This is a genomic window from Falsiroseomonas sp. HC035 (genome assembly GCF_050563525.1).
In the GTDB taxonomy this organism is placed as follows: Bacteria; Pseudomonadota; Alphaproteobacteria; order Acetobacterales; family Acetobacteraceae; genus Falsiroseomonas.
Map to the genome: position 1 here is coordinate 190,110 of NZ_JBNXUN010000008.1, position 12,374 is coordinate 202,483.

A 12,374-nucleotide genomic window follows, 5' to 3' on the forward strand; every position below is an offset into this window, starting at 1 on the left:
CCCTGATGGGGAGAGGGAACAGAAAGGCGCAGTCCTGCACACGATGACAAAGCCACCCCGCATCCTGCTGGCCCCTGGCCTGGAGGCCAGCCGCATCGTCACCGGCCTGTGGCAGGTGGCGGACCAGGAACGCGAGGGCCGGGTGCTGGACCACGCCGCCGCCGCCGCCGCCATGGCGGAGTACGCCGATGCCGGCTTCGACAGCTTCGACATGGCCGACCACTATGGCGGCGCCGAGCAGATCTTCTCCCGCTTCCGCCATGCCGACGGCCAGGCGCAGGTCTTTACCAAATGGGTGCCGACACCCGGGCCGATGACGCGGGAGGTAGTGCGCGAAGGCGTCGGCCGCAGCATCGCCCGCCTCGGCTGCATCCCGGACCTGATGCAGTTCCACTGGTGGTCCTTCCACCACCCCGCCTGGCTCGATGCGCTGCGGGAGATGGCGGCGATGCGGGCGGAGGGCGCGCTGCACCACATCGGCGTGACCAACTTCGACACGGACCATCTGCGCGTCGCGGTGAAGCAGGGCATTCCCGTCGCCACCAACCAGCTGTCCTTCTCGCTATTGGACCGACGCGCGGCCGGCGACATGTCGACGTTCTGCCTGGCGCATGGCGTGAAGCTGCTGGCCTACGGCACGCTCGGCGGCGGGTTCCTGTCGGAGCGCTGGCTTGGGCGCGACGCGCCGGCGGAGATCGCCGACTGGTCGAAGATGAAATACCGCCGCTTCATCGCGGCCATGGGCGGCTGGGACGCGTTCCAGCGCGTGCTGCGCGCGGCATCGGAAGTCGCGCGCCGGCACGGCGTCTCCCTCAGCAACGTGGCCACGCGCTGGGTGCTGGACCAGCCGGCGGTCGGCGCGGTGATCCTGGGCGCACGGCTGACGGAGGCGGAGCACCGCGCCGACAATCTGCGCCTGTTCTCCTTCGCGCTGGATGCGGAGGACCACGACCGGCTCGGCCACGCCTTCGCCGCCACCAGGCCGATCCCGGGCGATTGCGGCGATGAATACCGCAGGCCGCCCTTCCTGACCGCCTCCGGCGATCTCAGCCACCACCTCGATGCGCTGCCCAAGGCCTACACCGCCACCGAGTTCCGCCCCGGTCGGCTGCGCGTGGACAGCGGCAGCACCTGGGAAACGCTTTGCGGCTACAGCCGCGCCGTGCGCGTCGGCACCCGAATCCTGGTCAGTGGCACCACCGCGACCCATACCGATGGCAGCGTCGTCTCCCCGGGCGATGCGGCGGGCCAGGCGGTCTATATCCTCGACAAGATCGCGGCGGCGATGGAAGCCCTCGGCGGCACGCTGGACGATGTCGTGCAGACCCGCATCTGGCTGCGCGACGCGAATGACTGGGAAGGGGTCGGCCGCGTGCATGGCCGCGCCTTCGCCGCCGCGCGCCCCGCGAACACGCTGGTGGAAGTGGCGCGCCTTGTCGGACCCTACCTCGTGGAGATCGAGGCGGAGGCGGTGGTGGACGCAGCCTGATTGAACGGCGGATCACGGCGCGCGGCAGGGGCCGAGGCGTCGGCTCGCGCCGCGCCAGCCACAGCGCCGCGGCGGGCAAGGGCCAATGCAGTGGCAAGCCCCATGCCGCTGGAGGCGCCGGCCACCACCACGGTCGCGTTGCGAAGCCGTTCCACCATGATCCATGCTCCCCGGATGCGGGGCGTAGCGTTGCCACGGCATCCCGGTTCCGCCTGGCGCGGCGGAACCGGGATGCCTACGCGATGACGGCACGGGAGGCGACGCCGCATGGACCTGTCAGCGATTCCAGGGGCCGAGGCGCGGCACCTGCGGACCAACGGCATCACCCTGCACGCCATCCTGGCGGGGCCGGCGGAGGGCCGGCTGGTGCTGCTGTTGCACGGCTTCCCGGAGTTCTCCTGGGGCTGGCGGCGGCAGATCGTGGCGCTGGCCGCGGCGGGGCTGCGCGTGCTGGCACCGGATCTGCGCGGCTACAACCTGTCGGACAAGCCAGCGGAGGTCGCGGCCTATGGGCTGGATACCGTGGCGGACGACGTTCTCGGCCTGGCGGACGCGCTGGGGCGAGACCGCTTTGCCGTGGTCGGGCATGACTGGGGCGCCATCCTGGCCTGGCACCTGGCCAGCCGGAACCCAGGGCGGCTGGATCGTGTGGCGATCCTCAACGGGCCGCACCCCGCGACGCTGGGCCGGCACATGCTGCGGCATCCGTTGCAGGCGCTCCGCGTCGGCTACATCGGCGCCTTCCAGGTGCCGGCGCTGCCGGAGGCGGTGCTGCGGGCCTTCGATTTCGCGGCCCTGCGCACGGCCATGCGCGCCACCGCATCGCGCGGCAGCTTCACCGCCGAAGGTTTCGCCGCCTACCGCGCCGCCTGGTCGCAGCCCGGCGCCCTGCGCGGCATGCTGAACTGGTACCGCGCCCTGCTGCGCCATCGCCCGGCGCCGACACCCGGGCGCATCGCCGTCCCGCTGCGCATCATCTGGGGCGACCGCGACATCGCGCTGCACCGCCGCCTGGCGGAGGCCGGCTTGGCCCTATGCGACCAGGGCGAGGCCTTCCACCTGCCGCGGGCCACGCATTGGGTGCAGCACGACGCGCCGGACGAGGTGAACCGGCTGCTGCTGGACTTCCTCGCCGACTGATCAGCGTCCGCGCCCGCCGCGCCCCTTGACCTTCGGCCGCGGCATCTCCCCGCCGCCGGCCACCGCGCGAACACGGTCGGAGGGCTGCGCCGACAGCACCGCTTCGATCCATTCATTGAGCCGCCGGCTTTCCGCCAGAGCGCCGTCGAGGTCGCGAAAGGTCTGCGGGAAGCGCATCGCCATCCAGCGCCAGGCGACCAGTCGGCGATGCACCCGTTCGGCCAGTTGCAGCGCATCCTGCCCGGCACGGTCCGGCGGCGGCAGGCGGCCGGCGAGTGGCGGCGCGACGGCCAGCCCCATGCCCTGCGCCACCGCCCAATCCGCCAGCCGCGCCACGCCCTGGTCCCGCACATCCACCGGGCACAGCGCATAGGTCCAGCGGTCCAGCAGCGGCAGTTCGCGCACGCCATCGACCGCCGCCGCGATCTCGATCTGCGTCGACAGGTCGCCGAGGCGGTAGTTCGGGTCGTCGCGCCGCAGCACCGATCGTTCGATGCGGCGCAGCGTGCCGAACAGGCTCTGCGTGCCGATCTCGGCGGCGACGGCCGCGACGATGTCGGCATCGGGCGCCACTGGCGGGCGCAGATCCACCGGCGGGGTCGCGCCCGCCGCCAGGGCACGGGCGATCAGCGCCGGGTCGCCGCCGCCCGCGAGTACTGCGACCACGCCTTCCGCATGGGCACCGCCGAAACGCCCGGCGCGGCCGCCAATCTGCTTGATCTCCTGCACCGTCAACGGCCGGTCCTGCGTGCCGTCCCATTTGCTGAGGGCGGAGAACACCACGCGGCGCAGCGGGCCGATGTTGAGCCCCATGCCGATGGCATCCGTCGCCACCAGCACCTCCGCCTCCCCGTCCCGGAAGCGCCGCGCCTCCGCCCGCCGCACGGTGGGGCCGAGCGCGCCGTAGACCACCGCGACGCTGCGGCCGCGGCGCAGCAACTCCGCCCGCAAGGCAAAAACCTCCCGCCGCGAGAAGGCGATCAGCGCATCGCCGCGGCCGATCTCCGCCAGCGGCACCGGGGTACGCGCCGCGGTGAGCGGCCCCATGCGCTCCAGCCGCATCTCCTCCAGGGGGTCGCCGCACAACTCTGCGATGCGCCGCAGCATCGGTGCCGCATCGGGCGCGCCGAGCACGATGACGGTACGCGCCGGCACGCCCATGATCGCCGCCGTCCAGGCCGGGCCTCGATCCGGGTCCGCAAGCATCTGCGCCTCGTCCACCACGGCGACGTCGACCGGCGTGCGGAACGGGCACATTTCGACAGTCGCGGCGGTGTGGCGGCTGCCGGGGCTTTCGATGCGTTCCTCGCCGGTCGACAGGGCGGTGGGCACGCCGAGCGCCTCCAGCGCTTCCCGGTACTCATGTGCCAGCAGCCGCAGCGGGCCGAGCGCCACGCCGGACTCCGCCTCCGCCAGGCGGGACAGGCCGAAGTAGGTCTTGCCTGAGTTGGTCGGGCCGAGGCAGGCGAGGATGCGGCGGTCCAGCGCGCGGGCGGTGGCGAAGTGTGCGGCGTAGCGGTCCAGCCCGGCGATGCGGGCGATGGTGGCGTGGCTGGTGCGGCGCAGATCCTCCCGCGGTGCGGCCGGCACGCCAGCTGGGGCGCGCGGGGCCGCGGGCGCGCGCCAGGATCGCGTCGTGGGGGCCAGGGCACGCAGCACCGCCGGGTCGAATTCCGGCACGCGGATGCGGCGGCCGCGACGGCGGACCAGGACGTGGCGGGCGATCGGCAGGCGGCCCTCGGTGACCCAGGCCTCCGCCTCGGCGGGCGAGCAGCCAAGCAAAGCGGGCAGCGCCTCGGCACCGACCAGGGAGGCTTCCCACTCCTTGAGCCGCGCCTCCTCCGCCACCGTAGATTCCCGGGCCGCACGGGCCGCCTCCCGACGCGCGGTGCGGGCGGTGCGCTCGGCGGCGACGGCGCGGCGGGCGAAGGCCTCGGCCTCGGCGGCCGGCATGGCGACGGCCTCGGCCACCAGCATGGCGCAGTGGCCGATGGCATCGAGCGTCGGCTCTCCGCCGGCGGGCCGTGGCAGATCCTCCAGCGCCACGGCAAGCGCAATCGCTGCGGTGCCGTGGCCACCGAGGCGGGCGAGCACGGCCTGGCGCAGCGCCTCCCGCAGCGCGGGCTCGTCGGGGTCCGGGTCGGTGATGGAGGCGGCCGCGGCGTCCAGATCCTCGGTGCGGGCCGGCAGGGCGGCGGCCTGGCGCGCCAGCTCGCCGATGCGGCGGCGCCAGCTGCGGCGGCGGAGCGCGAACAGCGCCTCGCGCAGCACATCGGCCGAGGCCGGCGCGGCGCCACCCAGGGCGCGCAGCAGGGCCGGCCGCTCGGCGGCCGCGAGCGTCAGCCCGGCGTCGCGGGCCAGTTCATCGAGGCTGTAGTCGGTCGGGATGGCATCGGACGGGTCGGCCGGCATCGGGTCTCCTCGGCGCCAAGCGCGCGCCAGGTGCCGCGGTTGCCGGCGCTCGGCCATCGGGACGGAACCGAACAGGATCAGGTGAGTGGCGGACCCGAAAGGATTCGAACCTTCGACCTCTGCCTTCGGAGAGATTTCAACTGGGCATACCGAGGGCGCGACAGAGCCTGCCGAAGCACTACGATCTCCGATAATTCAAAAGCTTAAGACCGCCGCTGACGCGACGATGCTTCGCGGGATTTCCGTGTTCGTGCTACCTATCTGCTACCTAGCCAGATGGTGGAGGCACGTAGCATGGCGATCGAACGTCGGCGGATCGGGCTCCGAGAGGTGGCCGCGCTCGCGCCGAACCAGGAGGTCTGGGATAGCGCGGTGGCAGGCTTCGGCGCCCGGCGGCAGCGCAGTAAATCCATCGCCTACGTGGTTTTATATCGGACGCGCGACGGACGTCCCCGCCGCTACACAATTGGCCGCCATGGCGCCCCATGGACGCCGGAGACGGCGAGGATCGAAGCGAAGCGGCTGCTCGGTCTCGTCGCTGATGGCGCGGATCCCGCAGGCGACAAGCGCCGGCAGCGTTCCCAGATCACGACCGTTGCTGAACTCTGCGACGAGTATCTGCAGGAAGCCGAGGCTGGTCGCCTTCTCACGCGACGCCGGGCGGGGAAGAAGCTGAGCACATTGATGACCGATCGCGGCCGAGTGGTTCGCCACATCAAGCCGCTGCTCGGCAAGCTGTCGGTGGCCGCTGTTGCGCGGGATGACGTTGAGCGCTTCATGCACGCGGTCGCCGAAGGTAAGTCCGCGGTCCGCGTCAAGACAAAGGCCCGAGGTGTCGCGAACGTTCGCGGTGGCCGCGGCACCGCAACGCGCACTGTGGGCCTTCTAGGCGCGATCTTCGGCTATGCCGTGCGACAGGGCCTTCGCGTCGATAATCCCGTGCACGGCGTGACCCGCTTCGCGGATGGGAAGCGACAGCGTCGTCTGATTGATGCGGAATACGCGCTGGTCGGCATGGCTCTGTCGAGGGCAATCGAGCAGCAGATCTGGCAGCCCGCAGTCGATGCAATACGCGCTCTTGCCCTCACTGGGTGGCGTCGCGGCGAGGTGCTGGCGCTGAGGTGGTCCGAGCTCGACCTTGCTCGTCGCACCGCGTGTCTGGGCGATACGAAGACCGGCGCATCGATGCGGCCGCTGGCCAGACCGGTTATCGCAATTCTGGCGGCCCGCGAGCGTGACCGCGAACTTGTGTTTCCCGCATCGAGGGGTGACGGGTCGCTGACCGGGTTCACCGGTTTTTGGGAACGCGTCATGAAGCTCGGCGATGTGCCGCGAGACATCACGCCGCACCTGCTTCGCCACTCGTTCGCGTCTGTAGCGGCCGATCTCGGTTACGGTGAATCGACGATTGCCGCGCTGATCGGCCATCGCAGCGGGTCGATCACGGCACGGTACATCCATTCGGCGGACGCTGTCCTTCTCGGCGCAGCCGATAGGATTGCGGCCCATATCCAACAGCTGATGAAACCCGTCGGCCCCAAGCGGGCCCGACGTCGGCGCATTGAAGCTCAGGGGCTCGCCGGTCCAAGCGTTCCACTCAGTTCGGCGGCCCCCGCACCTTCTTCGTAGGGACGCGCGTCTCGTTCAGGCTGGTCGTGAAGCCCGAGCCAGGGTTGACGTTGACGATGCTCGCGATTCACCCCCGACGGTGCGTGCAGCTTGCGAGCAGCCTCGACCTGCGCACGGGATTTGCGACCATGACCGAGGCTGTTCATTCACCGCGGCTCGTGCCGCGAGGAAAATCGGTCCGATAACAAATTGCCGGTTCAACTCGGTCTCCCTGTACCGCATCGAAGCCTGTCACGTCGGGCGCTCGGTTCCCGAAATGTGATTGCAGTTCGGCGGTTGGCTCAGGCACGCTGCCCGCATTGATTGCAGAAAGGCCCGGTCCTGCGCGCTTGAGGCGCGCTCCAAACTCCGTGCGCGACCGGGATCGGGGTCGGCCGGCAATGGAGGCTGGCCTAGGTGCCGCGACAGCCTGAAAGGTGGGGAGCGAGCGCTGGCCTCCTGGGGGCAATCGACCTGCGTGGCCTGACGCTGGCGATCGCGGTGGCTCGAAGCGGCAGTATCCGCGTGGCGGCGCGCGGGGTGGGTCTGACACCATCGGCGGTCAGCCGGCGGCTTCGTGCTCTGGAGGATGGGCTCGGCGTGTCCCTTTTCGAGCGGCGATCATCGGGCGTAAAGCTGACAGAGGCGGGCGAAAGGTTCCTCGCGGACGCGACGCGGCTGCTCGACGAGGTGCGCGACGCGGCGAGCCGCGCGCGGGACGCCGGATCGGCAGCGACCGGACGGCTAGTGATCGGCACCTACTTTTCGGCTTCAACTGGCCGCTTCCGGGACTCTTTGGTCCGATTTGTCCGGCAGCGTCGACGAATCGAGGTGTGGCTTCGGGAGGGAGGGAGGCACGACCTCCTGACCGCGGTTCGTCGCGGAAATGTTGACCTCGCCCTGCTGCTGGGCCCGAACGACGAGCCGGGGCTCGACCGTCTGGCTCTTTGGCAGGAGGCCGGCATGGTCGCCCTACCCGAGCGGCACCGCCTTGCCGATCGATCGATCGTCCCATGGCACAACCTGTCTGGTGAGACCTTTATCGTCACGTCCCGCGGCTCCGGGCCGGAGGCGCGCGCAAAGGTCGAGGGGTTGCTGCCGGCTGGTCACGGAGCACGCTTCGCAGCGCACGATATCGGCCGCGAGGCGCTGTTCAACCTCGTTGGCGCCGACCTCGGCGTCGCGGTGCTGGCGGAATCCGCCTCGGGAGCGTCATACCCGGGTGTCGTCTTTCGGCCGGTCGGCGACGAAAACGGCCCAACGATGGTGGAGGCTGCGGCATATTGGGATCCCAAGCGTGACAATCCGGCGTTGCGTCGGTTCCTTGCGTTGCTCCGCGCGATTCAGGATCCGCCTTCGCGCGGCGGCGCAGACTGACGCTGCGGCGCGAGCATGGGAGGCGCGGCCCGTCGCGCTGAGCGGAACCCCCGGTCGCTCGCGAGGAATCGCGCCAGCATGGGCGCGACGAGCTTCGTGGGCTCCACCTGCTGCCCTGTCTCACGCGAAAGGGCCTCGGCGTAGGCGACCAGGTCGCGGTGAAGCTCGGCAGACAGTTCCACGGTGAGCTTCACCGGACGGTCGTCGATGATCGGGCCAAGCTTCAGCTTCCGCATGGGTCAGTCTCCGTAGGGCTCGAGCACGAGGTCACGGTGGACGATGACGCGCACCGGAAAGCCGGGGCGCACGGTCAGCGTCGGCGGGACGGAGAGCTGCCGGCGGACGATCTCCTCGCCGGCGCGGCCGACGGTGTCCTGGCCGCTTTCGCGGATGGCGCGGGCGATGTCGCTTTCGTCGTCGCGGCCGAGTTCCAGGCCAAGGTTCAGCAGCGTCGCCAGGCCCGCGGCGAGGAAGAGCCGCCCCCAGTGGTAGTCAACGCCGTCCTCGAGCCCGGCATAGCCCGCCTCGTCCGTGCCCGGCATGCGCTCCAGCACGATGGAGCGGCCGTTGGGCAGGATGAGCCGGTTCCAGACCAGCAGGATGCGGCGCTGCCCGAAGCTGACGCGGCTGTCGTAGGCGCCGATGAGGCGCGCGCCCTGCGGGATGAGCAGGTGCCGCCCGGTCGGGCTGTCGAAGACATTGGCCGTGACCTGGGCAGTGATCTGGCCCGGCAGGTCGGAGCGGAGGCCCGTGAGCAGCGCTGCGGGAATGACGCTACCGGCCTGGATGACGAAGGGGCTCGCCGGTGTCTGGAGGCGGTCCGGCGAGGTCGTGCGGCGGTCGGCAGACCCGCCCAGGAAGGCGAGCCGCCGGTCGGTGGCGTCGGGACCGATCGGCATCGCGCCCGGATCCGCTGCCAGCGGTCCAGCGGGCGCAGCACCGCGCGGTTCGCCGCGTGCTTCGACCTGCACGAAGAGTCGGCTCGTGCGCGCCGCCTCGATCTCCTGCAACCGCCGCTGCTCCGCGGGATCGGCGGTCGTGGGCACCGCCGGCGGCACGACCGGCTGGCCGCGCTCCTGTGCCCGCACGATCGGCCGGCCGAGATCGCCCGGCAGCGGCGGCCCCAGCTGCGGGATGCCGGCATAGTCGCGCGGCAGCGTGGCGAGGCCATCGGCCTGCGGGTTCCGGTCTGTGCTGTAGAGCTCGCGCGGCCCCTCGCCACCGCTGCGGTCCTGGAGGGCCACGATCAGCGCCGCACCGATCCCCAGCCCCGCCGCGACGCCGAGGCCGATCAGCACCCGGCGGGAGAGTCGCACCACGCGCGGCGGATCGGGGCGCAGGCGCAACGCCGCGGCGATGTCGCGCTCGCTCCCGCCCCGTTCCGGCGCCGCGCCGCTCATCTCGCCCGGCCGTCGCTGCGCACGATGCGCACGCGCTGCTGCCGGTCGCCGAGGCGCAGCTCGGCCGCGGCGAAGAGCCGGTCGACGATGACAAAATTCTGCCGGACGCGGTAGTTGACGAGCTGCCCCTCGCCCTCCGGCCCGATGACGAAAAGCGGCGGCATCTCGCCCTGGCCGATGCCGCGCGGGAACTCGATGAAGACCTGCCGCCCGTCGTCGAAGGCGCGCAGCGGCCGCCAGGCCGGGCTGTCGCCCTCGATGTCGTAGCGGAAGCGCAGCCGCGCGAGATCGAGCCCCTGCTCGACGGGGGCCGCCGCGTTCTGCCGGCGCAGCGCGAACAGCGCGTCCTGCGGATACTGCCAGGAGACGGAGGCCATGTAGGTGCGCTCGGTCGAGCGCAGCTCCAGCAGGTAGGTGCGGCGGTCGGTGTTGATGATGAGGTTGGTGGTGAGGTCGGGGCGCGTCGGCTTGACGATGATGTGCACGCGGCGCGTCGGGCCGGTGCCGCTCTCGGTGTCGCCGATGATCCAGCGCACGGTGTCGCCGGCTGCGACGGGGCCGTTGCCGACCAGCGTCTCGCCCTCCTGCAGCATGATAGCGGTGACCTGCCCGGGCGCAGTGTAGACCTGATAGAGCGCGCCGGGCGTGAAGGGGTAGACCTGCACCGCGTTGATGAAACCTGCGCGGACCGGCTGCACCCGCGCGGCGGCATTGGCCTGGTTGACGCGGATGGTGGGATCGGGCGGTTCGGGCGTGCGGTGCGAGGGTGGGATGCGCTGGAGCTGGCCCGGCAGGGGCAGCGGCGTCGGCACCTCGACTATCTCCACGGGCCGCGGCGGCTCGGGGATCTGCGTCGCCTGGATCGGCTCGTCGTCGTGGCTGATTTCGGGCGGTCGGAAGGCGCAGGCGCCGAGGCCAAGCAGGACGAGGGCCAGAGTCGGATGTGCATGCCTCATTGCCCGAGTTCCCGCGACCAGTTGATGGCGTGGACGAAGATGCCGAGGGGGTTCTTGCGCAGCCGCTCGGCGTCGCGTGCGGGCTGGACGACGATGGTCAGGATCGCGGTCCAGCGCTCGGTGCGCGCGAGTTGGCCGTTCTCGTAGGTCCGTTCGACCCAGGCGACGCGGAAGCTGTCCTCGGAGGCACGGATGACGCTCGAGACCTCGACGGCGACCTGCTGGCGCCCGACGCGGCCGAAGGGGTCGCTGGCGCGCGCGAAGTCGTTCAGGGCCAGCGCGCCGCGGTCGGTCGCGAAGTCATAGGCGCGCAGCCAGTTCTGGCGGACGATGATCGGATCGGCGGCGATGCCGCGCACCTGCTCGATGAAGCGCGCGAGGTGCCAGGCGATCTGCGGGTCGGTCGGGCGGAAGTTGGCGATGGCGGGGACGACGGCCTGCGCCTCGCCAAGCCGGTCCACCTGCACGACCCAGGGCACGACGGTGCCGCGGGCGGACTGCCAGACCAGTGCGGCGGCGAGCCCGGCGATCAGGGCGAGCTCGCCCAGCGCCATGAGCCGCCAGTTGCGCGCCTGGACGCGGGCGGAGCCGATGCGCTCGTCCCAGGCCTGGGCGGCGCGCTGGTAGGGCGTCTCGGGTTCCGGCGTGCGGCCGTAGCGGACGGAGGGACGCCGAAAGGGAGAGGATGACATCAGCGATCCTCCGAGAGGTGGATGGAGGAGCCGGCGCCGCCGCCATCGCCGGAGCGGATGGCGTGGCCGAGGGTGGTGACGCCGTGGGTCAGCGCCTGGCCGCGTCGCATGCGGCGGGCCCAGGCGGGGGCGCCGGAGGACGGCAGCGGATCCGCGGGCGGCGAGGCGCCGCCACTGACGGCCGCGCTGCCTGCTGCGTGGCTGACACGAAGGCTGCCTGCCGCGCTGCGCAGCGGGCTGAGCGCGGCGGAGCCCCCGGCCATCGCCACGCCGGACGCACCGCCGCCGCGATAGGCGGTGCTGGTGGCGCCGAGCGCATAGGCGGAGCCCCGCGCGCCGGCGCCGATGGCTGAGCCCGCCGCGCCGACTGCGGCCGCACCCGCGCGCACCGCTGCTGCGCCGGCGACCATGGCGCCGCCTGCCGCCAAGCCGGTGCCGACCGCCGCGCCAGCGCCGAGCTGCGGCCCGCCGGAGATCAGCCCGTTGGCGATGCCCGGCCCGAAGATCCCGAGCGCCAGAAGCGCCAGCGCGGCGAGGACGATGGACATCGCCTCGTCGATGGTCGGCTGGTTGGCGCCGAACCCCACGGTGAACTGCGCGAAGAGGGTCGAGCCAATGCCGACGATCACCGCCAGCACCAGCACCTTCACGCCGGAGGAGACGACGTTGCCGAGCACGCGCTCGGCGAGGAATGCGGTCTTGCCGAAGAGCCCGAAAGGCACCAGCACGAAGCCCGCCAGCGTCGTCAGCTTGAACTCGATCAATGTGACGAAGAGCTGGATCGCCAGGATGAAGAAGGACAGCAGGACCACCGCCCAGGCGAACATCAGGATCGCGATCTGGACGAAGTTCGTGAAGAACGAGATGTAGCCCATCAGCCCGGAGACGGCCTGGAGCAGCGGCCGCCCGGCATCAAGGCCGACCTGCGCGACGCGTCCCGGCTGGAGCAGCTGCTGTGCCGTGATGGTCGATCCCGAGGCGACCAGGCCGAGGCCGGCGAAGCTGTCGAAGATGACCTGCGCGAGGAAGTTCCAGTTGCCGATGATCCAGGCGAAGACACCCACGAAGAGGGTCTTCCTTATCAGGCGCGCGATGATGTCGTCGTCCGCACCCCAGGCCCAGAAGAGCGTGGCGAGGGTGATGTCGATGACGATGAGCGTCGCGGCGAGGAAGGCCACCTCGCCGCCGAGCAGTCCGAAGCCGCTGTCGATGTAGCGGGTGAAGACGTCGAGGAAGCGGTCGATGACGCCGGTGCCGTTCATGGCACGTCCCGAGATGTGCGGAGATGCGGCGCCACGAC

Annotated in this window: 10 protein-coding genes; 4 read left to right on the plus strand and 6 right to left on the minus strand. The window is 71.3% G+C overall.

Translation table 11 applies throughout. The annotated features are described in order from the left end of the window. The first annotated feature begins 43 nt into the window (after nucleotides 1–43). Nucleotides 44–1,489 (plus strand): aldo/keto reductase, encoded by a 1,446-nt coding sequence (locus ACLF3G_RS18120; RefSeq protein WP_430670813.1) that lies wholly within the window; start codon nucleotides 44–46, stop codon nucleotides 1,487–1,489. A 267-nt stretch (nucleotides 1,490–1,756) separates the two neighbouring features. Further along, nucleotides 1,757–2,629 carry an alpha/beta fold hydrolase gene (locus ACLF3G_RS18125; RefSeq protein ID WP_430670814.1) on the plus strand — a complete coding sequence of 291 codons (873 nt, stop codon included), beginning with the start codon at nucleotides 1,757–1,759 and terminating at the stop codon, nucleotides 2,627–2,629. Here the strand turns inward: ACLF3G_RS18125 and ACLF3G_RS18130 are convergent, their stop codons facing one another. Then, the gene (locus tag ACLF3G_RS18130; protein WP_430670815.1) at nucleotides 2,630–5,041 is read right to left on the minus strand and encodes a helicase-related protein; all 2,412 of its coding nucleotides are present in this window, start codon (nucleotides 5,039–5,041) and stop codon (nucleotides 2,630–2,632) included. A gap of 294 nt (nucleotides 5,042–5,335) precedes the next feature. On the opposite strand from ACLF3G_RS18130, the gene ACLF3G_RS18135 reads away from it, so the two are divergent. Continuing rightward, entirely contained in the window at nucleotides 5,336–6,670 is a 1,335-nt protein-coding gene (locus tag ACLF3G_RS18135) for a tyrosine-type recombinase/integrase (protein ID WP_430670816.1), read from the plus strand. A gap of 396 nt (nucleotides 6,671–7,066) precedes the next feature. Beyond that, nucleotides 7,067–8,026: a LysR family transcriptional regulator gene (locus tag ACLF3G_RS18140; protein WP_430670817.1), complete on the plus strand. Its 960-nt coding sequence runs from the start codon at nucleotides 7,067–7,069 to the stop codon at nucleotides 8,024–8,026. Here ACLF3G_RS18140 and ACLF3G_RS18145 read toward each other — a convergent pair. Genes ACLF3G_RS18145 through trbL form a run of 5 tightly spaced genes read right to left on the minus strand, consistent with a single transcriptional unit; the run spans nucleotide 7,993 to nucleotide 12,336 of the window. After that, complete coding sequence (locus ACLF3G_RS18145; protein WP_430670818.1) at nucleotides 7,993–8,262, minus strand: DUF2274 domain-containing protein; 270 nt, start codon at nucleotides 8,260–8,262, stop codon at nucleotides 7,993–7,995. The genes ACLF3G_RS18140 and ACLF3G_RS18145 overlap by 34 nt on opposite strands. A 3-nt stretch (nucleotides 8,263–8,265) precedes the next feature. Beyond that, a complete protein-coding gene (locus tag ACLF3G_RS18150) occupies nucleotides 8,266–9,426 on the minus strand; it encodes a TrbI/VirB10 family protein (RefSeq protein ID WP_430670819.1) in 1,161 nt (386 codons plus the stop codon). Further along, nucleotides 9,423–10,382, minus strand: coding sequence for a P-type conjugative transfer protein TrbG (trbG, locus tag ACLF3G_RS18155; protein ID WP_430670820.1), 960 nt, complete (start codon nucleotides 10,380–10,382; stop codon nucleotides 9,423–9,425). Before trbG ends, ACLF3G_RS18150 begins: the two co-directional genes overlap by 4 nt. Then, on the minus strand, nucleotides 10,379–11,074 hold the full coding sequence (gene trbF / locus ACLF3G_RS18160) for a conjugal transfer protein TrbF (RefSeq protein ID WP_430670821.1): 696 nt from the start codon (nucleotides 11,072–11,074) through the stop codon (nucleotides 10,379–10,381). The genes trbG and trbF overlap by 4 nt, the downstream gene beginning before the upstream one ends. Then, the gene (gene trbL / locus ACLF3G_RS18165) at nucleotides 11,074–12,336 is read right to left on the minus strand and encodes a P-type conjugative transfer protein TrbL (protein ID WP_430670822.1); all 1,263 of its coding nucleotides are present in this window, start codon (nucleotides 12,334–12,336) and stop codon (nucleotides 11,074–11,076) included. Before trbL ends, trbF begins: the two co-directional genes overlap by 1 nt. Nucleotides 12,337–12,374: the final 38 nt, after the last annotated feature.

Coding starts and splice junctions, on each gene's coding strand:
- ACLF3G_RS18120 (WP_430670813.1), top strand. CDS start 44: ATGACAAAGCCACCCCGCATCCTGCTGGCCCCTGGCCTGGAGGCCAGC.
- ACLF3G_RS18125 (WP_430670814.1), top strand. CDS start 1,757: ATGGACCTGTCAGCGATTCCAGGGGCCGAGGCGCGGCACCTGCGGACC.
- ACLF3G_RS18130 (WP_430670815.1), bottom strand. CDS start 5,041: ATGCCGGCCGACCCGTCCGATGCCATCCCGACCGACTACAGCCTCGAT.
- ACLF3G_RS18135 (WP_430670816.1), top strand. CDS start 5,336: ATGGCGATCGAACGTCGGCGGATCGGGCTCCGAGAGGTGGCCGCGCTC.
- ACLF3G_RS18145 (WP_430670818.1), bottom strand. CDS start 8,262: ATGCGGAAGCTGAAGCTTGGCCCGATCATCGACGACCGTCCGGTGAAG.
- ACLF3G_RS18150 (WP_430670819.1), bottom strand. CDS start 9,426: ATGAGCGGCGCGGCGCCGGAACGGGGCGGGAGCGAGCGCGACATCGCC.
- trbG (WP_430670820.1), bottom strand. CDS start 10,382: ATGAGGCATGCACATCCGACTCTGGCCCTCGTCCTGCTTGGCCTCGGC.
- trbF (WP_430670821.1), bottom strand. CDS start 11,074: ATGTCATCCTCTCCCTTTCGGCGTCCCTCCGTCCGCTACGGCCGCACG.
- trbL (WP_430670822.1), bottom strand. CDS start 12,336: ATGAACGGCACCGGCGTCATCGACCGCTTCCTCGACGTCTTCACCCGC.